Source organism: Aurantiacibacter arachoides, assembly GCF_009827335.1.
Lineage (GTDB): Bacteria > Pseudomonadota > Alphaproteobacteria > Sphingomonadales > Sphingomonadaceae > Alteraurantiacibacter > Alteraurantiacibacter arachoides.
Genome location: NZ_WTYH01000001.1, coordinates 173,236 through 196,322, shown reverse-complemented (window position 1 = coordinate 196,322; position 23,087 = coordinate 173,236). Strand labels below are relative to the sequence as shown.

Genomic DNA, 23,087 nt, shown 5'->3' with positions numbered 1-23,087 from the left:
GGGCAGGGCCGCGCAGCCTTCCGGCTCAGCGATCTGCGCTCTCTTCGGCCCACCAGTCGGCGTAGGGCGTGTTCCTGGCCATGTGGCGATTGTAGTCGGGCGCGCCGTCGGTCCACCATGGCGGCCCGCGTTCGCCAAGGCCCTCCTTTGCCGCCTGCACCGCGGCGCGCGCCTGCCGCATGGACGCCCCACCCCCTGCCGCATCCGACTTGGCGTCGCGCACCGCACGGCGCGCCTGCATCAGCGCGTTCACCAGTCGCTGGCGCTCGTCTTCAGGCAGGTGCGGGTTGCTCGCCCGCCACAAACGCCCGCGGACCACGATGTAGCGTCCGTCGGGGGTGCGCGGCGGGCTGCCTTCGCTCAAGCGCGGTCGGGTTTCGTCGGCGCACCTGCGCGCTGCCAGGCAAGGTCCTTCCACCCCAGCTCGCGCCCGTCGTGCGCGTGCATCGTGATGGGGGCGATCGGCAGCCCATGCGCCTTGTCGACCAGCACCAGTTCTGACCGGAAGTTGTCGGCGTACCGCTCGCCCCACTGGCGCAGGGCCAGCATGGCAGGAAGCAGGCCTGCGCCCTTTTCCGTCAGGCGGTATTCGACCTTGCGCCGGTCATCCTCGCACGGATGCCGCTCCATCACCCCGTGCGCGACCAGCTTGCCCAGGCGGTTGGACAGGATGTTGCGGGCGATGCCGAGTTCGGCAGAGAACTCCTCGAAATGCACCAGGCCGTTGAACGCGGCGCGCAGGATGAGGAACGACCAGCGCTCACCCATCACCTCCAGCGCGTGGGGCAATCCGCAGCCCGGTTCGCGCAAGGGTTCTCTTATCGCCAAATCACCTGGTCCATGTCCCCGCCCTTCCTACAGGCAAACCCCGCTTTGCCAAAAACTTTCGCGGTCGCCCTGTTCGGTGAGGGGTATGCCGATCAGGCCAGCAGTCCGCGTTCCCGCAGGTCTTCCTCCAGCCGGGCGGCATCGGTGAACACGTGGCCGTGCCAGCCGCGCGCCTGTGCGGCGGCGACGTTCTCTGCCTTGTCGTCGATGAAGAACAGCGCTTCCGGCGGCAGGCCGAAGCGCGCTTCCGCAATGGCGTAGATGCGCGGTTCGGGCTTGGCGCACTTCTCGTGGCCGGAGACGACGATATCGCGAAAGCCGTCGAACACGGGCTGCACGGCGCGGAACTGCGGCCAGAAATCCGCGCCGAAGTTCGTCAGCCCGAACAGTGGCACGCCGCGCGCGCCGAGCCGGGCGATGAGGTCGAGCGTGCCGGGGACGTGTTCGGCGCAGGTTTCGGGAAAGCGCGCGGCATAGGCACGGATCAGCGCCTCGTATCGGGGAAACAGGGCGATCCGCTCAGGCAGCATTTCGGCCAGCGAACGGCCCTCGTCATGCTGGTGATGCCACTGCTCGGTCACCACGTTCGCCAGGAACCAGTCGAGTTCGCGCGGATCGTCGATCAGCTTTTCGAACAGGTAGCGCAGCTGCCAGCGAATGATGACGCGGCCGACATCGAACACCACGGCAGTCGGCTGGCGGACGTCAGACATGCAAAAAGCCCCCGTTGTTGCGGGGGCTCTTCATGCAACCTGCACCGCGACACTGGCGCGGCACGGCGCCTGCAATCAACCCTGGCGGGCCTTGAAGCGGCGGTTGGTCTTGTTGATCACGTAGGTGCGGCCGCGGCGACGGATCACGCGGCAATCGCGGTGACGGTTCTTCAGCGACTTGAGGCTGTTGCGGACTTTCATCGGTCTTTCCCGTAAAAACAAGCGGCACCGGAGATAGCCTCCGATGCCGGAAATTCAAGCTGCGCCACTAGGGGCGACGTGGCGGCGAGTCAACCGCCCCTGTCGCCTTGCGTGTCGCCGTGCGTGTCGCCCTGCGCGCGCAGCGCGTCCAGCTTGCGCTCCCAGGCCAGCGCGTGCTCGACGATCCGGTCGAGGTCGGCATGGGCCGGCTGCCACGGCAACGTGGCCTTGATCCGGGCAGGGTCGGAAACCAGCGCATCGGGATCGCCGGGCCGCCGCGGGCCCAGCACCCGCTCGATCCTGCGGTTGGTCACCCGGTCGACCGCATCGAGGACTTCGAGCACGCTGAACCCGCGCCCGTAGCCGCAATTCATCGTCATCGACGCATCCGGCGCCGCGATCAGCGCCTCCAGCGCCAGCACGTGCGCGGCGGCAAGGTCGCTGACGTGGATGTAGTCCCGCACGCCGGTGCCGTCGGGCGTGGCGTAATCGGTTCCGAACACGGCCACGCTGTCGCGCTTGCCCAGGGCGGCTTCCACGGCGACCTTGATGAGGTGGGTGGCGCCAGCGGTCGATTGCCCGCTGCGCGCCTGCGGATCGGCGCCCGCGACGTTGAAATACCTCAGCGCGCAGTAGTTCATCGCGTGCGCTGCGGCAGTGTCGGCCAGCATCTGCTCGGTCATCAGCTTCGACCAGCCGTAGGGATTGATCGGCGCCTTGGGCGTATCCTCGCGCACCGGCGATTCGGCCGGGATGCCATAAGTTGCCGCGGTGCTGGAAAAGATGACGTGCGGCACACCCGCCGCCACCATCGCAGCAATCAGCGCGCGGCTCTTGACGGTATTGTTGTCGTAATACTTAAGCGGATCTTCCACGCTCTCGGGCACGATGATGCTGCCGGCAAAATGCATGATGGCGCCCGTGCCATTGCCCATGCCCTGCTCAGCAAAGATGCGCGCCAGCAATTCGGCATCGGCCACGTCGCCTTCATACAGCGGCACGCCCTCGGGCAAGGCGAAGCGGAAGCCGGTGGAAAGGTTGTCGATCACCGCCACCGGCCAGCCGCCGTCCAGCAGCGCCAGCACCGCGTGGCTGCCGATGTAACCGGCCCCGCCGGTCACCAGGATGGGGGGCTTGGGCGAGGAGATTCCTGTCGTCATGGGGGTCGGCCTAGCACGATATGGTCAAGCAAGCGCTAACACTTGCCCAGGGCGCACGGCACCGCTGCCGCCTTCGTGCGTTGAGATACCGATGAAACACCCCCTTCTCACGTTCGCCCTCCCCGTCGCCGCGCTCGCGCTGCTCGGCGGTTGCGCCACGCCAGCCTATGTCTCCCCGGTGGAGGTCACCCGATTCGTCGATCAGGCGGGCACTAGCCTTGGGCAAGGGACGATCCGCGTGGTCGCCGCACCGGGGCTCGACAGCGCGAGCGTTGAATACGGCATCTATGCCGATGCGGTGCGCGCCGAATTGCAGCAGCTTGGCTACCGGGTGGTGACGCAAGAGGCGGACCAGGTAGCGCAAGTGTCGCTCGAGCAGATGGTCACCGCAGCCGATGGCAGACGCGGCACCGGTGTTGGCGTGGGCGGCGGCGCCTCGACCGGGACCTATGGCTCCGGCGTCGGTGTCGGCGTGGGCGTCGATCTCACCCGGCTTCTCAGCGGCCGGCCTGCCGAACGGATCGAGCGGCAGATGGCAGTCTCCATCCGTTCGGCGAGCGGCGTCAGGAACCTGTGGGAGGGCCGCGCCAGCATGACGGCCAGCGCCAACAGCGACTACGGCGCCTCGCCTGCCGCTGCGGCGCGTATGGCCGATGCGCTGTTTTCGGGCTTCCCCGGACAGTCCGGCGAGACTATCTCGGTCGAATGATTACAGACGAAATCAAAATCGACGCCGCTTTCGACAGCGGCAACATCCATGTCGTGTCGGTGGACGGTTGCACCGCCACCCTGCGTATTCCCAACGACCGCAACAGCGAATTCGCGCAGTGGTTTCACTTTCGTGTCTCGGGCGCGACCGGGCGCGAAATCGTGCTGCGCTTCGAAAACCTGAAGGATACCGCCTACCCTCAGGGTTGGCCCGGTTACCGCTGCTGCGTGTCGGAAGATCGCGCCTTCTGGGGTCGGGCCGAAACCAGTTACGATGACGCATCCGGCAACGGCACGATGACCGTGCGCTATACACCAGCGTCCGACATGGCCTGGTTCGCCTATTTCGCGCCCTATTCGATGGAACGGCACAACGATCTGGTTGCCGAGGCTGCCTGCGCCGAGGGCGTCTCCTACCGCTGCCTGGGTAACACCTTGGACGGACGTACCATCGATTGCCTCGAGATGGGCGCAGGGCAGACGCAGGTCTGGCTCTATGCCCGGCAGCACCCGGGTGAAAGCATGGCCGAATGGTGGATGGAAGGCGCGCTCGAGGTGCTGACCGATCCCGCCGATGCCATCGGCCGCGTTCTGCGGCAGAAGTGCCGCCTCCATGTCGTTCCCAACTGCAATCCCGACGGCAGCTTCCGGGGCCATCTGCGGACCAATGCAGAGGGCGTGAACCTCAACCGCGAGTGGGAAAACCCGTCTGCCGAACGCAGCCCGGAAGTTCTCGCCATCCGTAATGCGATGGACGCCAGCGGTGTCGACTTTGCCATGGATGTCCACGGTGACGAGGCGATTGCCGCCAACTTCCTCGCCGGGTTCGAAGGCATCCCTTCGTGGACCGACGATCAGGGCGAGCGGATGTATGCCTACCAGCGCATCCTCGAACGCCGCGCGCCCGAGTTCCAGACCGCCAAGGGTTACGCCAAGTCCCGGCCCGGTACTGCCAACCTGACCATCAGCACCAACCAGGTCGCCGAGCGATTCGGTGCGGTAGCGATGACATTGGAAATGCCCTTCAAGGACAACGACGACCTGCCCGATGCGGCGCAGGGCTGGAGTCCGGAACGCTGCAAGCTGCTGGGGCGCGAATGCCTGGGCGCGCTGGTCGAGTGGCTGGAGGCCGAAGGCAAGTGATCCGGGCGCTGGCGCTGGCCTGAGGGCCAGTCGCCAGCGCGCGGCTGGCAAATCAGTTCTGCACCACTACCCAGCGCAGCGGCTCGCCACCGGCGGGATTGGTCGCCTGCGAATTGGCAGTCCACAGCGTCCACGGCCGGCCGGCGTAGTCGGGTTCGATCCAGTCACTGTCCAGCCACAGGTTGCGCTCGATACGGCTGGCGATGCGCGTCGCTTCCTCGAATTCGGGCGAGACCTTCAGGACCACCGGCTGGCCGGCGTGGCCTTCCACCTGGTTGATGAAGGTCGTCAATTCGCTCTCGACCGCGGCCTCCAGCACCGGGTCGCCGCATTCGCTGGCCAGCTTGGACAGCGCGATGGCGGGCGGCAGCATCTCCGGGTCGCGCGGCACGATCGTTACGAAATTGGCAGCCTGCCGCTCGGCGGGGACGCAAGGGTCGTACAGGTGCACCGCGCCGTGGTGGATGCCGGTGCCCGCAAGCGCCGCAAGGTTGCGGCCAAAGGTGGCGTCACGACCAGCGGCGCCCCGGCTTGCCTCCAGGTAGACGAAATCGGCGCGTGCCGTCCGCAGCGCGGCGATGTCGATCACCCCTTCCGCCTCGCCGGTGAGGACGCCCTGCACCGGATATTCGCTGCGCTCCGGCTCCCATTCGCGGGTGCTCCACCACAGGTACACACCCAGGCCCACGAGGCCCGCGAGCAGCAACGCCTCGATCCAGAACCGGAAAATGCTCTTCTTCTTCTTGCCCATGACTGACCGGCGCGAAACGGATCCGCCGCCATCATCTCCCTTGTTGGTAACAGGTGCCTGTTTCGAACTGAGAATCAGGCCCTGATATGCAGGACGCAGATCAGCGTGAACAGCCGCCTGGCAGTCTCGAAATCGGTTTCCACCTTGCTGTCGAGCGCATCCAGCAGCAATCGCGTGCCGCGATCGTGGATGGCCCGGCGGGCCATGTCGAGCGTTTCGAGTTCCTGCGCGGAAGCGCGGCGCAGCGCCTTGTAATAACTGTCGCAGATGGCGAAATAGTCGCGCACCACCCGGCGCAGGCGCGCGAGGCCAAGGCCGATGGTCCCGGCACCCTCGCCGGCCGCATCCTTCAGGTGCAGCGCCAGCATCCCGTCAACGATGCCGAGGTGAACGTGCCACGGCCCGCAATGGCCCTCGTTCGCGGCGCGCACCGGGCGAAACAGGTTATCGACCACGAGATCGCGCAAGGCCACCTCGCGTTCCTTCTCGATGTCCTCGCTGCGCGCGATGACGGTCGCCTCGTCCAGGGTAATCGTCTCGATCCGGTTGTCGGGGGTCGCGCTCATGGCAGCGCCCTCCTGCCCAGCGGCGCGCCACAATGCAATTGCCAATCAGGTCGTTCCAGCCTCTTCCCCGCTGCATCCGTCTCATCCCCGCTATCCACAGGGGGCGAAAAAGATTTGCAGCCACCGCCACCTTGCGGTGCGGCATGGCCCGACGCATGGTGCGCGCCCATGTCTGATGAAGCCCTTCTTGTCCGCTCGCCCGCCGCCGATGCCAGGGCCCCCGACGCCAACGCCCCCGTGGGCGCGACCGGGCGCAGCCTGCCCACCAACCTGGAGGCCGAGGCCGCCTTCATCGGTGCCGTGCTGATCGACAACCGGGTGCTGGAGGAGATGACCGTCCAGCTGCGCCCCGAACATTTCTATGCCCCCGTCCACGCCCGCGTGTTCGAGCGTATCCAGGTGCTGATCGACCGCCAGATGGTGGTCACGCCCGTTACGCTCAAACCCTATTTCGAAGGCGACGCGGCGCTGAAGGAACTGGGCGGCACCGGCTATCTCGCGCAACTTACCGCCGATGGGCAGGGCCTGCTCGCCCCGCGCGAACTGGCGCAGCAGATCTACGACCTGGCACTGCTGCGCGAGCTCGTCACCGTGGGCCGCGACCTGGTCGAAAGCGCGCTCGATACGTCGGAAGACGTGGAGCCCATGCGCCAGATCGAACTGGCCGAGGCACGGCTTTACGAGGTGGCCGAAGGGGCGACCACGGGCAACGAGGCGCAGAGCTTCGGCAAGGCCGCGGCGGAGGCGCTGCACCTGGCGGAAATCGCCTTCAAGTCCGGCGGGCACGTATCGGGCAAGACCACCGGCCTCACCTCGATCAACGAGAAGTGCGGCGGGCTGCACAATTCCGACCTCATCATCCTGGCCGGACGTCCGGGCATGGGCAAGAGCTCGCTGGCCATGAACATCGCCTTCAACGCCGCCGAACGGTTGAAGAACGACCGGCGCGACGGGATCGAGGAATCGGTCGGTGCGGGCGTGGCCGTGTTCAGTCTCGAAATGTCGAAAGACCAGCTCGCCACCCGTATCCTGGCCGAGCAGTCGGGCATTCCCAGCGAACGGCTGCGCATGGGCAAGATCGGCAAGGGCGACCTGCAAGACCTGATGCTCGCCAGCCAGCGGCTGCACGACCTGCCGCTCTACATCGACGATTCGCCCGCGCTATCCATCGGCGCGCTGCGCACCCGCGCCAGGCGGCTGAAGCGGCGGCACGATATCGGATTGATCGTGGTCGACTATTTGCAGCTGCTGCAGGGATCGGGCCGCGCCACTGACAACCGCGTGAACGAGATTTCCGAGATCAGCCGCGGCTTGAAGACGCTGGCCAAGGAACTCAACGTGCCGGTGATCGCACTGTCCCAGCTCAGCCGCGCGGTCGAGCAGCGCGACGACAAGCGCCCCATGCTGTCCGACCTGCGCGAATCGGGGTCGATCGAGCAGGACGCCGACATGGTGTGGTTCATCTTCCGCGAGGATTATTACGTCGGCACGCGCGAACCCAAGCGCCCCATCGAATCGGACGATGCCAAGGTGCACGATCAGCACGCCGCCTGGGCCGCCGAGATGGAACGCGTCTACGGCCTGGCCGAGCTGATCGTCGCCAAGCAGCGCCACGGCTCCACGGGCAAGGTGCGCCTGCGATTCGAACCCAAGATCACCAAGTTTTCCGACCTTGCCGAAGGCGACTTCGGCGGCGACTGGGACTGATTACAGCCCCAGGTTCAGCTTGCGGCTTACGGTGTAGTCAACCACCGATACGAGGAACCAGCTCGCCCACCATTTCACGCGGCACCATGCGGTGGCATTCTGTGCGTGGGCCTCGGCGGTGATCTCGTCGCTCGCAGCGAGATGGCCGCGGATGAATTCGCGCATCCGCTCGGCCAGCGCGGCATCCTCGACCTTCAGCATGATCTCCAGGTTCACGTAAAGCGAGCGCATGTCGAAATTGGCGCTGCCGATGTAGACCGCGTCGTCGAGCACGATCAGCTTGGTGTGCAGCTTGCACGCCTGGAATTCGTAGATGCGCGCACCCGCTTCCAGCAACTTTTCATAGAGCGCGCGGCTGGCCCCAATGGTGGCGTTGTTGTCGCTCTTGCCCGCCATTACCAGCGTCGTCCTGCCCTTGCGCGCGATGGCGCGGATACATTTGCGCAGGCGTCTGCTCGGGCTGAAGTAGGCCATCATCATGTCCAGCCGTTCGCCCTCGGCAAGATCCTGCTTGATGCATTCGGCCCAGCTCGAAAGGCCGCGCGTCGGGCCGCCGATCAGCAACTGCACGGGCCCCTCGCCCGCGTCCCAGTGTTTCACGCGGCGGCGGATGTCCTTGAACTGGGCCTTGTCGTCACGCGCCCAGTCGTGAAGCTCGTCGAACCATTGCGATACCCGGGCGACCACCGGCCCCTGCACGCTGAGGCCGATGTCGTTCCAGCCGTTCTCGTCCGGCGGGGCGAAGTAGTCGTCCTCCACGTTGAACCCGCCGAGCATGGCGATCGCGTCGTCGGCCACCACGATCTTCTGGTGATTGCGGATCAGCGCCCGGAACGACCAGCGGGCCATGAACACGCAGAACGTGCCGCCCGCCTCGGTCATTTCCTCGAAGAAGGCGTCGTCGACGTCGGATCCAAAACCGTCGACGATCAGCGAGACATGGACCCCGCGCTTTGCCGCGGCGCAAAGCGCGTCGCGCACCTCCTGCCCCACGCCCTCCTTCACGAAGATGTAAAAGGCGATCTTCAGGCTTGTCTTCGCGCCATTGATGATGCGCAGCAGCTCGGTCCGGCGGTCCTTGCCTGCGGGAAAGAAAGTGAAGCTCAGCCCTTGTGCCTCCACCGCAAACGGCGCTGGATCGTTGTAGGCGCCGGTGGCGGCGGCAGGGGTGGTATCGTCGGTCATCACACCCCGTGTAGCACGCTTCGCGCTGTGGAAAACCTTGACTGTCGGCGCGCCGTGGCCTATCTGGCGCGCTTCCCCGTCACACCGGACCAGTGGAGTGCCATATGGCGCGCGTTACCGTCGAAGATTGCGTAGACAAGATTCCCAACCGTTTCGACCTGGTGCTGCTCGCCGCGCAGCGCGCACGCGAAATCTCGGGCGGTGCCGAACTCACCATCGACCGTGACCGTGACAAGAACCCCGTCGTGGCCCTGCGCGAAGTTGCCGAGCAGACCGTGCGCCCGAAGAACCTGCAGGAATCGCTGATCCAGTCGCTGCAGACCATCCTTCCCGACGAAGAGGACGAGGCGGACGATATCGGTTCGCTGAGCCAGTCGGCCGAGGCTATGCGGCTGTCCGCCGCCGCGCCCGCCCGCTCGACCTCGATCGGCGGCGATTACGAAGGGTAAGCCTTCCGCGCCTGACCGTTTCAAAAAGGGCCGCGCCGCAAGGTGCGGCCTTTTTCGTTTAGTGCCGCCGGAACGGAAACCACAGGCTCCACCCGAGCCGCGTCGGTCGCTCGTCGCGAAACTCGGCGAGGCCGATCGGCATCGTCCGCGGCGCATCGGCTGCGCTGCCGACATAGGTTCCGAAAAGGCGGTCCCAGCCTGAAAGGACAGTCCCGTAATTGCTGTTCGTCTCGCCGGGCCGGGTCGAATGATGGATGCGGTGCATTCCCGGCGTCACGATCAGCCCGCGCACCCAGCGCTCTGCCTGCGCGGGCAGGTCAAGGTTCGCATGGGTCCACAGGGCGAAGACGGCAAAGCCCGCCTCGAACACGACCACCGCCAGGACAGGCGCACCAAGCGCCGCGACGACAGCCATCTTCCATGCCATCGACAGCACGATCTCTACCGGATGAAACCGCGCCGCGGTGGTGACGTCAAACGCGCGGTCGACGTGGTGCACGCGGTGCAGACGCCACAGCCAGGGCACCCGGTGCGTGGCCAGGTGCTGGACCCACAAGGCAAGGTCGAGCGCCAGGAGCGAGCCGGCCAAGGCCAGCCAGCCGGGCGCGCCGACGGCGTTGAATAGCCCCCACCCCCGCTCTGCCGCCACGACTGCGGTGCCTGCCATCGCCAGGGGCAGCACCAGCCGCACCGCCGCCGTGTCGAGCGCGAAAAGCGCGAGGTTCGTTAGCCAGCGTCGCCCGCGGGTATGCCTGGCGGTGCGGAACGGCACGGCAATTTCCAGCACGGCGAGAATGGCAAAGGCGCTGGCGACAACGGCCAGGCCGAGCCACTCGCCATTGAATTGCAGGCGATCCATGCGCTGCTTGTGCCGCGCCATCGTCGGCCCGGCAAGCACGGCGGCGGTATCGCCACGCGCGGGCTCTCGACCGCTCCGCGACACTAGCTTAAGGGAAGCGCCAATTTCGCGGTGCAGCACGCGGACCGGGGGAGCGGAACGGGCATGGTCGACATGATCGAGGGTATCGGCACGGCCACCGAGGGCGGCTTGTTCGCCCGTGCGCTGGAGCCACATTCGGGCGCGCTGGAACGCAGCGAGCACGATCCTGACAACTGCCAGAACTGCGGCACCGCGCTGGTCGGCGCCTATTGCCATTCCTGCGGGCAGCGCGGGCACCTGCACCGCACCATCGGCGCCTTCGTTCACGACCTGCTGCACGGCGCGCTGCATTTCGAGGGCAAGCTGTGGCGCACGCTGCCCATGCTGGCCTTCCGCCCCGGCCGGCTGACGCGGCGCTACATCGACGGCGAGCGCGCCCGCTTCGTCAGCCCGATGGCGCTGTTCCTGTTCGGCGTCTTCCTGATGTTCGCGGTGTTCCAGATGGTCGGGATCACGGCCCCCTCAACGCTGCCTTCAGACGGCGTTGTCTCAGAGCTCAGCGCAGATGCCGAAAACATGGACGCCGAAGGCGACGTGGCCGTCCTTGGGAGCGGCGAAGGGCTCGCCAGGGCGCGTCGCGAGCGCGACGCCATGCAGGCGCGGATAGACGCCCTGCCCGCCGACGACCCTGCCCGCGCCGATATGGAGCGCGAACTCGCTGTTCTCGAGGGATCGATCGCGATCCTGGAGATACCGGGACAGGTGGCTCGTCAGGAACAGGCCGCCAGAAACGAAAGCGCCGCCGCCGGCGACGCTCTCGACGAAGCCGAGACCTCCGCTGGCTCGCCAGCCACGGGGAGCGGAACGGGATTGGCCTTCATCGACCGGTTGCTGCACAAATGGCAGGAAAATCCGGGACTGATGATCTACAAGCTGCAGTCCAACGCCTACAAGTTCAGCTGGCTGTTGATCCCGATCTCAATCCCGTTCGTATGGCTGCTGTTCGCCTGGCGGCGGCGCTTCAAGGCCTATGACCACGCGATCTTCGTGACCTATTCGCTCAGCTTCATGACGCTCATGTTCATCGCCCTGTCGCTGGCGAGAGCCATGGGGGCATCGCTCAACGTCATTGGCATCGCAGCGATGGTGATTGCACCCATCCACCTCTACAAGCAGTTGCGCGGCACCTATACGCTGTCTCGGTTCAGCGCAGCGTGGCGTCTGCTAATGATGAGTGCGTTCATCTGGGTAATCCTCGCCCTGTTTGTCCAGATCCTGGTCGTGCTCGGGGCGTTCTAGGCCTGCACCATTGACCGCAGCCGGCAATTGAAAGGCCGCGACATCCGCCGTTCAAAGAGCTGGCGCGAGACGAGCCCGCCGCCTGCAGAGCAAGCGGCGGGCGAAGCGATGGCAAGAGGCGGGATCTACGCAGTCGCGCTTCAGCCACGCAGCGAGTAGCGGCTCAGCTGCCCCGGCCGGTTTCTTCCTGCAAGGCATCGATCGCCTTTGACGCTTCCGCCTTGGTCAGCTCGGTATCATACGCTTCAGGCTTGTGTGCTTCCTCGCTGAGGGTCTTGAGGTAACTCGCCTGGGCGCCGGTCATCCGTTCATCTCCGGTCGTCCAGTCGTCGGGATCCTTCTCCGCGTTGGAGACAGGATCGGTCTTGGGGGTCTGGGCAGGCTTGGTCGCAGTCATCGTAACAGCACTCCTTTCCCTACAAGACGCCGCAGTTCACGTTTTGTTCCCAACAAACCCCGGTCACAGCCGGGGTCGATCTATTGCTGCGAAGGAGGCGGCCCCAGATCGTCTCCCGTGATCGGCGCGGGCCCCGGTTCCTCGTTATCGCTTTCGCGAATTTCGTTGCTGAGGTTCGCTGCGCCTTCGCTGATCTTGTCGGCAGCCACGACAGCGCCATCCTGCAGCGCCTCGCCGGCAACCTCGGCATTGGCGGCCGCATCGCGGGCAGCACCCTCGGCGGCGAGTTCGGCGCTCTCCTGCGTCTCGCCGGAACAGGCCGCCAGGCCGAAAGACGCGGTGGTGGCGAACAGCATTGCGGAGACGATTAGGCGTTTCATCGAGTCAACTCCCTGAAAGGTGTTTCCCGATGAACCGCCAGCCCCTCGCCGCGGTTCCCATGCATTGACCAAACGCGCGGGGCGTCAGGCGCCCTGAGGTGCCTCGCCCGCGCCGCCGAACCGCTTGCCCGCTTGCGGAATGCCGGAGCCCTGATCGGGACGCACGGGGATCGGACCCCTGGGCGTGTCGGGTCGGTCGATCTTGCCGCCTTCCAGCAGCGCCTTGATCTCGTCACCGGTCAGCGTTTCGTATTCCAGCATGGCCTGCGCCAGCAGGTGCAACTGGTCCTGATGGTCGGAGAGCAGCTGCGTGGCCCGCGAATGTGCGCCTTCGACGAGGTTCTTGATCTCTGCATCGATCAGCTTGTTCGTCTCCTCGCCCGCCATCGTGCGCACGGTCTGACCCATGCCGAGGTAGCCTTCCTGCGAACTTTCGTACTGCAGCGGTCCCAGCTTGTCGCTCATGCCCCACTTGGTGACCATGTTGCGCGCCAGGTCGGTGGCGTACTGGATGTCGGACGAGGCGCCACTCGACACCTTGTCATGGCCGAAGATGATCTCCTCCGCCACGCGCCCGCCCATGCTGACGGACAGGTTCGCGTGCATCTTGTCGCGGTGGTAGGAGTAATTGTCGCGTTCCGGCAGGCGCATCACCATGCCCAGCGCGCGGCCGCGCGGGATGATGGTGGCCTTGTGGATGGGGTCGGACGCGGCCTCGTGCACGGCGACGATGGCATGGCCCGCCTCGTGATAGGCGGTCATCTTCTTCTCGTCCTCGGTCATCACCATGGACTTGCGCTCGGAGCCCATCATGACCTTGTCCTTGGCGTCCTCGAACTCCTGCATGGCGACGAGGCGCTTGTTGCGGCGCGCGGCCAGCAGGGCAGCCTCGTTGACGAGGTTGGCAAGATCCGCACCGGAAAAGCCGGGCGTGCCACGCGCGATCGTGCGCGGATTCACATCGGGCGCGAGCGGCACTTTCTTCATGTGCACGGCCAGGATCTTCTCACGGCCCTCGATGTCGGGGATCGGCACCACAACCTGGCGATCGAAACGGCCCGGGCGCAGCAGCGCGGGATCGAGCACGTCGGGCCGGTTGGTGGCGGCGATGATGATGATGCCCTCGTTGGCTTCGAAGCCGTCCATCTCGACAAGCAGCTGGTTCAGTGTCTGCTCGCGCTCGTCGTTGGAATTGCCGATGCCGTTGCCGCGGTGGCGACCCACGGCGTCGATCTCGTCGATGAAGACGATGCACGGCGCGTTCTTCTTGGCCTGTTCGAACATGTCGCGCACGCGGCTTGCACCCACGCCTACGAACATCTCGACGAAGTCGGAACCGGAGATGGTGAAGAACGGCACGCGCGCCTCGCCAGCGATGGCACGGGCCAGCAGCGTCTTGCCGGTACCGGGCGAACCGACCAGCAGCGCGCCCTTGGGGATTTGTCCGCCCAGCTTGGAGAAGCGCGTCGGATCGCGCAGGAATTCGACGATTTCCTGCAGCTCCTCGCGCGCTTCGTCGATACCGGCAACGTCGTCAAACGTGACGCGGCCCTGCTTTTCGGTCAGCAGCTTGGCCTTGGACTTCCCGAAGCCCATGGCCCCGCCGCCGCCGCCCTTCTGCACCTGGCGCAGGGCGAAGAAGGCGATACCGAGGATCAGCAGGAACGGCAGCGCGTTGAGCAGCACCACCCACAACACGTTCATCTGTTCCGCAGGGGCACCGGTTACCTCGACATCGGCGGCCTCCAGCTGGGTCATCAGCTGTTCGTCGGGGACGACGCGGCGCGTGGCGAACGATTCCTCGTTGCGCAGGGTGCCGGTGATGAGTTCGGGCGCGATGTGCACCTCGGTCACGGTGCCTTCGGCCACGCGGTCCTTGAAGTCCGAATAGCTGATGGTGGCGCCAGCGGGCTCACGCTCGCCGTTGAACATCGAGACGGTCAACAGCAGGGCAATGAAAATACCGCCCCAGATGAAGAGGCTCTTCATCCACGGATTGGGCTGCTGTTCGGGTTCCTGGTCGTCGTTCATGCGAGGGAGCATCCTTTCACCGGGCCAATGTAGGCGGCAGGGGGTGAATGGCAAGATAACGGCTTTGGTCCATCATGCCTGGAACGGCGCTACGTGCCGGGCAAAAAGCAGGTGCGGGCAACAAAGCCGCGCGGATCGGGTCTCTAGAACAGGGTCTGCGGAACGGGCACTGCCACGCCCGCCTGTTCGGCGATCATGCCGATCCATTGGCCGACCTGCTCCGCCTCCTGCGCGAACGAGGGCGCGGGGACTGCCGCTTCGCCAGCAAATGCGCCGCCCAGTTTCGCATGGCGGCGGAACAGCGGGCCCTCGACCACCGCTTGCAGCCCTGCCTTGTCGAACGCCACGCCCGCCAGGGACAGGACCGCTTCCAGGGCCCTGGTGCGATCACGGTCGAAGCGGTCGCCGTCGAGCAGGCGCACCCGCGCCGCGTCGGGCCCGTTCAGCAAACCGGCGAAATAGCGTTGGGACAGAAACCAGGCGATGCCTGCTGCCTGCAGATCGGTCATCAGGAACTGCTCCCGGCCGTCCAGCCCCAGGTCCATGCCGATGTAGCCCATGGTCTCCAGATAAAGCTGCCGCCCCCAGCGGCGCCCCATCAGCGCACGGCTGTCGACGCTGCGCAGAAACGTGGGAAGCGGATTGGTCATCAGCACTGCCGTTGCATCGGGCCGGGCCGACAGCAGGGCGGGGATCAATGCATTGGCATGATTGGTGGGCTTGACGAACACCGCTGCGCTACGCCCACCCGCGGTCTCCCACTGGCGCGACAGCAGGTTGCATACGGGGCCGATCAGCCCGTGCGCCCGCTCGCCCGCGCTGGCCAGGTGCGCGATGACGCCCGGCTCCGCCATGCCGACCGAAATCCCTTCGATGTTCAGCGCGCGTGCCAGCAACGTGGAGCGGCAGAAAGCCGTGTGGAAGATGAAGTGGAGCGGCCCCGCCTCGACCTGCATCGATCGCACGGCATCGAACGGCAGCCAGCAAGCGTTGTGCGCCGCGCCAGGGTCGATGTCGGCCAGAAAACCCGGAGCGGTCAGGTCGCCTGCATCGATGTGTACGAACAGCATGCGCTCACTCGCAAGGTCGATCGAATGGGGCAGCCAGCGCGGATCGGCGGCAATCCTTGCGGTATCAGGTAGCGCATTGCTCATGATCCCGGGCTTAGACGGCCGCGGCTTACTGGTCGATGCCCCCCGGTAAAGCGAGGCGTTCCGGGTTCGGTTTGTCGCGCGCCATGCGCGCCTCGTCGCTGCACTTGCGAGATGGCGATTGATCAATGTTGCCCTCGCGGAACCACTTACGCCGCCCGGCGTTCCCACTGCGTCGACCCTCATGCCAAAAAGTCGTTCGAAATCAACCATCACGGACTTAGGTCTTGGTTTCGGCGGATTGGGCTTGCAGTTGTTCGCGAATCATGGTGCACTGCAACATGAAATAGCGCGCACGTCTGTCGGAGGGGCGAACGATGCAACCGATGAATGGAGCGCCAGTGGATACCCTCCTGCACCAAGCCCCTGAGCAATCCGGAAACGTCAACCGCAGCGCATCGGTGGTCGACTTCCGCCGGAATGCCCCGCGAAAGCTGCGTATTGCCCTGGTCGGTACATTCACCCCGCGCAAATGCGGTATCGCTACCTTCACGTCCGATATTTTCGAGAAACTCGCCGAGTTTCATCCGGAAATCACTGCGGAAGTCTATGCCCTCGACGATCCGCGCCGGCGGGAAAGCTATCGCGGCGTGCCCGGTATCGCCGGCATCATCAATTCCGAAGACGCGGCAGACTACGAAGAGGCGGCCCGTGCCATCAACGATAGCGGCGTCGATGCGGTCTGGTTGCAGCACGAATACGGCATCTTCGGCGGCCCCGACGGCGAAATGGTGTGCGATTTCGTGGACCGGCTGGCCGCGCCGCTGATCCTTACGCCGCATACCATGCTCGAACATCCCGGAGAGCGGCAGGACGCGATCCTGCGCCGGCTCGTGGCGCGGGCCAGCCGGATCATGGTGATGAGCCGTTATTCGCGTGACCTGCTTGCCACCCGGTATGGCGCGCCAAACGAATTGCTGGAGGTGATCGACCACGGCGCGCCCGATCGTCCGTTCGGCCGGCAGGAGGAATTCAAGGAACGCTTCGGCCTTGCCGGACGCCGCGTGCTCACCACGTTCGGTCTGCTCGGCCCCGGCAAGGGCCTGGAACATGCGGTCGCGGCCCTGCCTGCCATCGTCGCCGAACACCCCGACGTATTGTACCGGATCATCGGCGCCACGCATCCCAACCTGATTGCCGAACAGGGCGAGAGTTACCGCGAGGGGTTGCAGGCGCGTGCAGCCGAGCTGGGCGTTTCGGACCATATCGAATGGGTCGATCGCTTCCTCGATACCGATGAACTGCTCGACCAGCTCGAGGCTTGCGACATCTACCTCACCCCTTACCCCAACCTGCAGCAGTCGACGTCGGGTACGCTCAGCTATGCCGTGGCCCTGGGCAAGGCAGTCGTGTCCACCCCGTACCGCCACGCGCGGGAATTGCTGGTCGATGATGTGGGCTGCATCATCGAACCTGCATCTGCCGATGCCATCGCCACTGCGGTCAATCACCTGCTGGGCGATCCTGCCGCGCTCGAAGGGCTGCAGCGTCGCGCCTATGCCAAGGGTCGCGAGACGATCTGGCCGCGTTTTGCTGCCAAGTCCGCGCGGCTCATCGCCCGCGCCGCTGCGCCCGCCCCGCGGACCCACGCCGGCCTGCCCACCCCGTCGCTGGAAGGCGTGCTGGACATGACCGACGGCACGGGAATGTATCAGCACGCGATCGGCATCGTTCCCGATCGCCGTCACGGCTATTGTCTCGACGACAATGCCCGCGCGCTGATGCTGGCAAACCTTGTGGAGGACCTGCCCTCGCAAGAACGCAGCCGGCTCGCTGTAACATACGCCTCGTTCGTCCAGCACGCGTGGAACGAGGATGCTCGCGTTTTCCGCAACTTCATGCGGTTCGACCGTAGCTGGTGCGAGCACGAGGGTTCCGATGATTCCAACGGCCGCGCCGCCTGGGCGCTGGGCCGCACCCTTGCCGATTCGCCCGATCAGGACATCCGCGAATGGGCGCGGATCTGGTTCGACCGCACGTTCCCCGCCTTCGATGCAAATGGCAGTCCGCGCGCGGTGGCATTCGCCATGCTGGGCGCGGCGGCACGGCTTCGTATCGAACCCGAGCACGCCGTATCGCGCGCCTATCTCGAACAGGGCGGCGCATTCCTGGCCCAACTGCTGGAAAAGGCGCGTCGACCGGACTGGGCGTGGTTCGAGGCGGTGCTCGGCTATGACAATCCCCGCCTGTCGCAGGCTCTGGTCGAAGCCGGCCATCTGCTAGGCCGCGAAGATTTCCTCGCCTGCGGCATCGATACGCTGGCTTGGATTGCGGAGCGCCAGATCGGCGCATCCGGCCAGTTCCGGCCGATTGGTTCGGACAGCTTCGGCCACGAACATCGCCACCTGCCGTTCGATCAGCAACCGCTGGAAGCGCAGGCGGCCATCGAAGCAACCCACTCCGCTTTCCGCGCCACGCGCGACCATCGTTGGAAGATTCATGCCCGCGCGGCCTGGAACTGGTTCTTCGGCGCCAATGATCGCGGCGCGGTGCTGGCGGACATAGCCACGGGCCGCTGCCGCGATGGCATCAATCCCCGTGGGCCCAACGCGAACTGTGGGGCGGAGAGCATTCTGGCCTTCCAACTGGCGCATTATTCCATGATAGCGCTGGAAACCGAGGTTGGCGGAGATTCACGTGGGGGATTTGACGGGGCGCGAGACGAACGGGTCGAGAGCGCCATTGCGGCTCCTTGACACGCGGCTGCACGCCGACCCTTCGCGGGTCGTGCTGCGCCCGTTCCACCTCGGCTGGCAATCGCGCAATGCGCCTGGTGGCCGGGCGCTGAAGCTGGTCGAGGATGTCGCCTCGTTGAGCGATGCACGGGCCGAGGCCGAATACATGCGCGTGCTGCGCGATTTTGCCGGGCGCCACTGGCAGACCGAACAGATGTTCGAGGAACGCTATGCCGAGGTCGAAGCGAACCTGGGCCTCGATCGCGCGGACTACACGGGCGTGAAGCGCAAGCTGATCGGCGCCTATTTCTGCCACGAATATACCTATGCCGCCGCTGCGCTGATGAACCCGTCCATCGTGCCGCACCCCGACCAGACGGGTATCCGCGGGGGATCGTGCCGCTTCGTCATGAGCCTGCGCGCCGTGGGCGAAGGGCACATCTCCTCCATCGTCTTTCGCGAAGGCATCGCCCATCCCGATGGCACCTTCGACCTGTGGCCGCAGGCGGGCTTTGCCACGTCGGTGGAGCTTGAGGACGAATCCCTCACCGATTCGGTCGACGGGGTGATCGTCAACCGCCACGCCGAAACCACGCTTGGCAACACGGTGATCTTTCCGATTACCGAACAACAGTCCAACGGGCTGGAAGACCTGCGGCTGGTGCGGTTCGATCATGGCACCGATGGAAAGCCCGATTACGAATGGATCGGCACCTACACCGCCTATTCGGGCAGTTCGATCCGCTCGGAACTGCTGCGCACGCATGACTTTGCGCAGTTCGCACTCAACCCGGTTCACGGCGATGCCGGGCGCAACAAGGGCATGGCTCTGTTTCCCGAGAAGATCGGCGGCAAATACGCCATGATCGGTCGGCAGGACGGCAAGAACCTCTATCTGCTCACGTCCGACCGGCTCGACACCTGGGACGGAGAAGGCACCCTGTTGATGGAGCCCGAATACCCTTGGGAGTTCATCCAGATCGGCAATTGCGGCAGCCCCATCCGCACCGATGCCGGCTGGCTGTTCTTCACCCACGGGGTGGGCGCGATGCGCAAGTATTCGCTTGGCTGCGCGCTGCTCGACCTCGATGATCCGACAAAACTGATCGGCCGCGTGAAGGAACCGGTCCTCACCGCCGAGAACGCCGATCGCTCCGGCTATGTGCCCAACGTGGTCTATACCTGCGGCGCGCTGCGGGTGGGGGAACGATTGCTGGTGCCATACGGTATCTCCGATAGCGCCGTGGGTTTCGCCACGGTGGAGATCCAGCAACTGCTCGATCTGATGGTTTGATGTGTTGAAGGGCCGCCCATGATACTTCCCGTCCGCGTCGTCGAAAAGGTCTGGGGCCGTGCGAAATTGCCGCCGCCCTTCGATGCGTTCGAACGGGAGGATGGCGAGAAGATCGGCGAGATATGGTTCGAGCCGCCCGAACAGGCGCCCGAATTGCTGATCAAGTACCTGTTCACCAGCGAGAAGCTGTCGATTCAGAACCATCCCTCCGATACGCAGACCGAGGCCAAGGGCCTGGGCAAGCAGGGCAAGGAAGAGTGCTGGCTGGTGGTCGCCGCCGAGGAAGGCGCCACCCTTGGCATCGGCTTCCGCGAGGAACTGGACGAGGCCGCGATGCGAGAAGCCGCGCTCGACGGCAGCATCGAGGACTTGCTGGTCTGGCACCCCGTACAGGTCGGCGATTTCTTCTACATTCCCGCCAACACGGTCCATGCCATCGGCCCAGGCTGCTCGATCATCGAGATCCAGCAGAATTCGGACATCACCTATCGCCTCTACGATTACGGCCGGCCGCGGGAACTGCACCTGGACGAGGGACTGGCGGTGGCCGACGGATCACCCTATCCCGCCAACCTGCATCAGCGGCTGCCCGAACACGGCCACGCCAGCCTTGTCGACGGGCCATTCTTCCGCCTCGATTACGTCGATGGCGAGGCACCCGACGGGCTGCGCTACTGCTACCCGGACAAGGCGCTGGTCATCCCGCTGGCGGGCGAGGTGCTGGTGGAAGGCGAGCTCCTCCATCCCGGCGAATGCGCCTACGCCAGCGGGCTTGCGGACGTCACCTTCGCTCCGGAAGGCAGGGCGCTGGTCGCAGCCCCGCTCGGCTGAGCGACCCGCTCCCTCTCAGTAGTCCGTGATGATGGCCGAGAAATCGCGCGTGCCGTTGCCGGCCGCGTCGAAGGCTTCGTAAAGCTCGGCGGCCTTGGCCCCGATCCGCGGGGCCATGCCGGCGGTCGCGGCGGCTTCCATGGCCAGCTTCAGATCCTTGAGCATCAGCGCGGTGGCGAAACCGCCCTGGTAATCGTTGTCCGCCGGCGTCTTCGGCCCCACTCCGGGCACCGGGCAGTACGATGTCATCGACCAGCACTGGCCGCTGCTGACGCTGGAAATATCGAAAAAGGTCTGCGGGTCGAGACCCAGCTTCTGTGCCATGGCAAAGGCCTCGGCGGTGCCGATCATGTGGATGCCGAGCAGCATGTTGTTGCAGATCTTGGCCGCCTGGCCGTTGCCCGCGTCGCCCGCGTGGATCACGGCCTTGCCCATGCAAGCGAGGACTTCCTCAGCGCGCCGGAACGCGTTCGCGCTGCCGCCGACCATGAAGGTGAGCGTACCCGCGTCGGCCGCGGCGATCCCGCCCGAAACGGGCGCATCGACCATGGCGTAGCCTTCTGTCTCGGCCAGCGCAGCAACTTCGCGCGCGGTGGCGACGTCGATGGTCGAACAATCGATGAGCACCGCGCCCGCCGGTGCGTGGCCGAACACGCTGTCGGCATAGACGGCCTTCACGATGCCGCCATTGGGCAGCATGGAAACCACCGCATCGACGCCTTTGCACGCCTCGGATGCGGCGGCGAAGGTGGCGCAGCCCTTTTCGCGCGCGGCGGTCAGCGCGGCGTCAGCAAGGTCGAACGCGCGCACCTCGTGCCCCGCCTTGACCAGGTTGGCGGCCATGCCCCCGCCCATGTTGCCGAGCCCGATGAATGCGATCTTCATTTCACTTCTCCTCGCGCCGCGACCTGTCACTCACGCCGGGTCGAGGCAAGGCCGAATTGACGCACGACGGGATGTGTGATGGCGATCGGGTGCGGGGGGTTGCTCACCCTGCCCGAAGAGTGGGTGCTGGCGACCCCCGGAGATCCCGCCTGTGCGTCCGGCAGGCACAATCCGGTCGCGACCGGTCGGCTTGAAACGTCAGCGACAGGCGCCGAAACCACGAAGGGTTTCGATCTGGTCGAAGCCCGGATCGCGCTGGCGGAACACCCGGCGCAGGCGTTCGACCGATTTGATCACCGCCTCGTCACTCAGGTCATCGGCCAGTCGTGCGGCGAGGAAACCGCGGGTCAGCGGCCTTCCCTGAACCAGGATCAGCGCATGCGCGAGATAGTGCAAGGTCCGCGTCAACTGGATGCGCCGCCCGTTAAACAGGATCTCCCCTTCGGGAGCCAGCCGCACGTTGCCATAGACCACGGACTGCCCGCCCTCCAATCCGAACCCGCAATTGGGACAGCATGTCACCATGCGGGTTCGGTCAGGATGGCCGGCGCAGCTCGACGGATTCGGACGGGCTTGCAGCCTGTCCCTTGTCGTGCTTGCTCCACGCGCGATCGTGGAAATAGAATGCGACGGTCTGCACCAGCGGCTCCACCAAGCCAATGGCCAGGGCCGCACGCCAGCTTTGCGTCAGCAGGTAGGCGACCGTGATCGCCACCATGAAGTGCATCAAGGCATAGCTGCCGGTCTTGTAGCAGGTGATCCTGAAGCAGCTGGCGTGCGAGTGCGGCATGGGGGGCTTCCTTGATGTTCACATCGGGGACGGGGATACCCTCAGCCCGATGCGGCGCTCATGCGGATTCGCCCGTTTACACCGTTGGGGAAGAATCCGCCACCTGTCGTCGACATGGCGGTGAGATAGGCAATGTTCAAGACCTGCCCCGCGCTCCGGCTGAAGGCAATGGCATTGCCGTCGGTGGGCACGATGTTGGTGCCCTCGCCGAACGGCGTGGCACGCGGTCGCACGCCCTGGTCTAGGTCCGTCGCCCCGTCGAGGCTGTCGCGCGCGTTGGAGATGGCTTCGGTCGCGTCGATCAGCGTGGGCACCTGAAGCCCCTTGCGATAGAGCACCGTGCGCACCAGTCCGGCGTGATAGGCCTCCGCCGCAAGGATGCCGGCGGCCGCCTCGAGGAAGGTCTTGTTGGTGATCAGCGGCGAAGCGCCCTTGTAGGCGGTGACGCCGACATCCTCGAAGATATAGGCGGCCAGCAGGAAGTTGTTGTCGTTGGCATAGGGATCGAAGCTCTGCCCGGCCCCGACGAGACCCGCGGCACGCGCTGCCGAAGAGAAGGCCCCGTTCGGCGCCGTGCCGATGTCGATCGCCGGCTGTGCCACGGCCGCCGTGCCCAGTGCGGAACGCAGGAAGGCGACGTGGGCGCGTTCGTCCGCCGCGATTTCGCGCGCATACTGCGCCACCAGCGGATCCTGGAAGTTCACCCGGCGTCCACCGGTCACCTGGCCTTGCGTGCCCGTACCGTCGAGAAGATTGCTGGCAAGGCCCGAGCCGATGGCGGCGAAGGAATAGAACTGCGCCTCAAGGTATTCCAGGTTGAGCGCGAAATTCAGGACGTCGGCATCGCCCAGCGCCGTGGTGGGGGTCGGCGTGGGGGTGGCACCGGGCGTAGGCGTCGGGGTCGGCGCTCCGCCGATGACGTCGTCGTCGTTGCCGCCGCCACAGGCGACCAGCGAGAATGCTGCGGTGCTGGCACCGGCGAAGTGGAGGAAGCGGCGGCGCTCGATTCGGCGATCGGCGCCGGCCGACAGGACCTCAAGGATGATGTCGCGGTCTTTCATGG

General features: G+C 65.6%; 25 protein-coding genes. 8 read left to right on the top strand and 17 right to left on the bottom strand.

Going from position 1 to position 23,087, the window contains the following annotated elements; genetic code table 11:
- Positions 1-25 precede the first annotated feature (25 nt).
- The 5 genes from GRI62_RS01010 to galE form a co-directional block, all read right to left on the bottom strand.
- Positions 26-364, bottom strand: coding sequence for a hypothetical protein (locus tag GRI62_RS01010; protein WP_131451568.1), 339 nt, complete (start codon positions 362-364; stop codon positions 26-28).
- On the bottom strand, positions 361-768 hold the full coding sequence (locus GRI62_RS01005; protein WP_131453696.1) for a winged helix-turn-helix transcriptional regulator: 408 nt from the start codon (positions 766-768) through the stop codon (positions 361-363). Before GRI62_RS01005 ends, GRI62_RS01010 begins: the two co-directional genes overlap by 4 nt.
- 152 nt (positions 769-920) lie before the next feature.
- Positions 921-1,541, bottom strand: coding sequence for an HAD family hydrolase (locus tag GRI62_RS01000; RefSeq protein WP_131451567.1), 621 nt, complete (start codon positions 1,539-1,541; stop codon positions 921-923).
- A 75-nt stretch (positions 1,542-1,616) separates the two neighbouring features.
- The gene (ykgO, locus tag GRI62_RS00995) at positions 1,617-1,742 is read right to left on the bottom strand and encodes a type B 50S ribosomal protein L36 (protein ID WP_011415100.1); all 126 of its coding nucleotides are present in this window, start codon (positions 1,740-1,742) and stop codon (positions 1,617-1,619) included.
- An 89-nt stretch (positions 1,743-1,831) separates the two neighbouring features.
- Positions 1,832-2,902 (bottom strand): UDP-glucose 4-epimerase GalE, encoded by a 1,071-nt coding sequence (gene galE / locus GRI62_RS00990; RefSeq protein ID WP_131451566.1) that lies wholly within the window; start codon positions 2,900-2,902, stop codon positions 1,832-1,834.
- A 91-nt stretch (positions 2,903-2,993) separates the two neighbouring features.
- Here galE and GRI62_RS00985 point away from each other — a divergent pair, with 91 nt between their 5' ends.
- Positions 2,994-3,611 (top strand): DUF4136 domain-containing protein, encoded by a 618-nt coding sequence (locus GRI62_RS00985; protein WP_160731777.1) that lies wholly within the window; start codon positions 2,994-2,996, stop codon positions 3,609-3,611.
- Positions 3,608-4,753 carry a M14 family metallopeptidase gene (locus GRI62_RS00980; RefSeq protein WP_131451564.1) on the top strand — a complete coding sequence of 382 codons (1,146 nt, stop codon included), beginning with the start codon at positions 3,608-3,610 and terminating at the stop codon, positions 4,751-4,753. The genes GRI62_RS00985 and GRI62_RS00980 overlap by 4 nt, the downstream gene beginning before the upstream one ends.
- Before the next feature lie 52 nt (positions 4,754-4,805).
- Here GRI62_RS00980 and GRI62_RS00975 read toward each other — a convergent pair whose 3' ends face one another.
- Together GRI62_RS00975 and GRI62_RS00970 are read right to left on the bottom strand one after the other, a co-directional pair.
- Positions 4,806-5,504: a glycoside hydrolase family 25 protein gene (locus GRI62_RS00975; protein WP_131451563.1), complete on the bottom strand. Its 699-nt coding sequence runs from the start codon at positions 5,502-5,504 to the stop codon at positions 4,806-4,808.
- Between the two features lie 74 nt (positions 5,505-5,578).
- Positions 5,579-6,070: a UPF0262 family protein gene (locus GRI62_RS00970; RefSeq protein ID WP_131451562.1), complete on the bottom strand. Its 492-nt coding sequence runs from the start codon at positions 6,068-6,070 to the stop codon at positions 5,579-5,581.
- A gap of 168 nt (positions 6,071-6,238) precedes the next feature.
- On the opposite strand from GRI62_RS00970, the gene GRI62_RS00965 reads away from it, so the two are divergent.
- Positions 6,239-7,777, top strand: coding sequence for a replicative DNA helicase (locus GRI62_RS00965; protein WP_131451561.1), 1,539 nt, complete (start codon positions 6,239-6,241; stop codon positions 7,775-7,777).
- On the opposite strand, the gene GRI62_RS00960 is transcribed toward GRI62_RS00965, so the two are convergent.
- Entirely contained in the window at positions 7,778-8,962 is a 1,185-nt protein-coding gene (locus GRI62_RS00960) for a phospholipase D-like domain-containing protein (RefSeq protein ID WP_131451560.1), read from the bottom strand.
- Positions 8,963-9,066: 104 nt separating this feature from the next.
- On the opposite strand from GRI62_RS00960, the gene rpoZ reads away from it, so the two are divergent.
- Positions 9,067-9,411: a DNA-directed RNA polymerase subunit omega gene (gene rpoZ / locus GRI62_RS00955; protein WP_131451559.1), complete on the top strand. Its 345-nt coding sequence runs from the start codon at positions 9,067-9,069 to the stop codon at positions 9,409-9,411.
- Positions 9,412-9,469: 58 nt separating this feature from the next.
- On the opposite strand, the gene GRI62_RS00950 is transcribed toward rpoZ, so the two are convergent.
- On the bottom strand, positions 9,470-10,270 hold the full coding sequence (locus GRI62_RS00950; RefSeq protein WP_131453695.1) for a sterol desaturase family protein: 801 nt from the start codon (positions 10,268-10,270) through the stop codon (positions 9,470-9,472).
- 144 nt (positions 10,271-10,414) lie between these two features.
- Between GRI62_RS00950 and GRI62_RS00945 the strand changes: the two genes are divergently transcribed.
- A complete protein-coding gene (locus GRI62_RS00945; protein ID WP_131451558.1) occupies positions 10,415-11,590 on the top strand; it encodes a DUF3667 domain-containing protein in 1,176 nt (391 codons plus the stop codon).
- A 163-nt stretch (positions 11,591-11,753) separates the two neighbouring features.
- Here GRI62_RS00945 and GRI62_RS00940 read toward each other — a convergent pair whose 3' ends face one another.
- From GRI62_RS00940 to GRI62_RS00925, 4 genes are all read right to left on the bottom strand, one after another.
- Positions 11,754-11,987, bottom strand: coding sequence for a DUF3072 domain-containing protein (locus GRI62_RS00940; protein WP_131451557.1), 234 nt, complete (start codon positions 11,985-11,987; stop codon positions 11,754-11,756).
- Between the two features lie 80 nt (positions 11,988-12,067).
- Entirely contained in the window at positions 12,068-12,367 is a 300-nt protein-coding gene (locus GRI62_RS00935) for a hypothetical protein (RefSeq protein ID WP_131451556.1), read from the bottom strand.
- An 84-nt stretch (positions 12,368-12,451) separates the two neighbouring features.
- On the bottom strand, positions 12,452-14,398 hold the full coding sequence (gene ftsH / locus GRI62_RS00930; RefSeq protein WP_131451555.1) for an ATP-dependent zinc metalloprotease FtsH: 1,947 nt from the start codon (positions 14,396-14,398) through the stop codon (positions 12,452-12,454).
- Between the two features lie 143 nt (positions 14,399-14,541).
- Positions 14,542-15,552 carry a hypothetical protein gene (locus tag GRI62_RS00925; RefSeq protein ID WP_131451554.1) on the bottom strand — a complete coding sequence of 337 codons (1,011 nt, stop codon included), beginning with the start codon at positions 15,550-15,552 and terminating at the stop codon, positions 14,542-14,544.
- A gap of 338 nt (positions 15,553-15,890) precedes the next feature.
- On the opposite strand from GRI62_RS00925, the gene GRI62_RS00920 reads away from it, so the two are divergent.
- The 3 genes from GRI62_RS00920 to GRI62_RS00910 are packed head-to-tail and all read left to right on the top strand — an operon-like array spanning position 15,891 to position 20,349.
- Entirely contained in the window at positions 15,891-18,245 is a 2,355-nt protein-coding gene (locus GRI62_RS00920) for a glycosyltransferase family 4 protein (protein ID WP_308420814.1), read from the top strand.
- The gene (locus GRI62_RS00915) at positions 18,232-19,518 is read left to right on the top strand and encodes a glycoside hydrolase family 130 protein (protein WP_131451553.1); all 1,287 of its coding nucleotides are present in this window, start codon (positions 18,232-18,234) and stop codon (positions 19,516-19,518) included. The genes GRI62_RS00920 and GRI62_RS00915 overlap by 14 nt, the downstream gene beginning before the upstream one ends.
- 18 nt (positions 19,519-19,536) lie before the next feature.
- On the top strand, positions 19,537-20,349 hold the full coding sequence (locus tag GRI62_RS00910; protein ID WP_131451552.1) for a class I mannose-6-phosphate isomerase: 813 nt from the start codon (positions 19,537-19,539) through the stop codon (positions 20,347-20,349).
- Positions 20,350-20,364: 15 nt separating this feature from the next.
- Here the strand turns inward: GRI62_RS00910 and mmsB are convergent, their stop codons facing one another.
- The 4 genes from mmsB to GRI62_RS00890 form a co-directional block, all read right to left on the bottom strand.
- Complete coding sequence (gene mmsB, locus GRI62_RS00905; RefSeq protein ID WP_373283003.1) at positions 20,365-21,264, bottom strand: 3-hydroxyisobutyrate dehydrogenase; 900 nt, start codon at positions 21,262-21,264, stop codon at positions 20,365-20,367.
- 168 nt (positions 21,265-21,432) lie between these two features.
- Positions 21,433-21,708 carry a winged helix-turn-helix domain-containing protein gene (locus GRI62_RS00900; RefSeq protein WP_160731776.1) on the bottom strand — a complete coding sequence of 92 codons (276 nt, stop codon included), beginning with the start codon at positions 21,706-21,708 and terminating at the stop codon, positions 21,433-21,435.
- A 61-nt stretch (positions 21,709-21,769) separates the two neighbouring features.
- Entirely contained in the window at positions 21,770-22,024 is a 255-nt protein-coding gene (locus tag GRI62_RS00895) for a DUF2061 domain-containing protein (protein ID WP_131451549.1), read from the bottom strand.
- Positions 22,025-22,065: 41 nt separating this feature from the next.
- The gene (locus tag GRI62_RS00890; RefSeq protein ID WP_131451548.1) at positions 22,066-23,085 is read right to left on the bottom strand and encodes a ferritin-like domain-containing protein; all 1,020 of its coding nucleotides are present in this window, start codon (positions 23,083-23,085) and stop codon (positions 22,066-22,068) included.
- Positions 23,086-23,087: the final 2 nt, after the last annotated feature.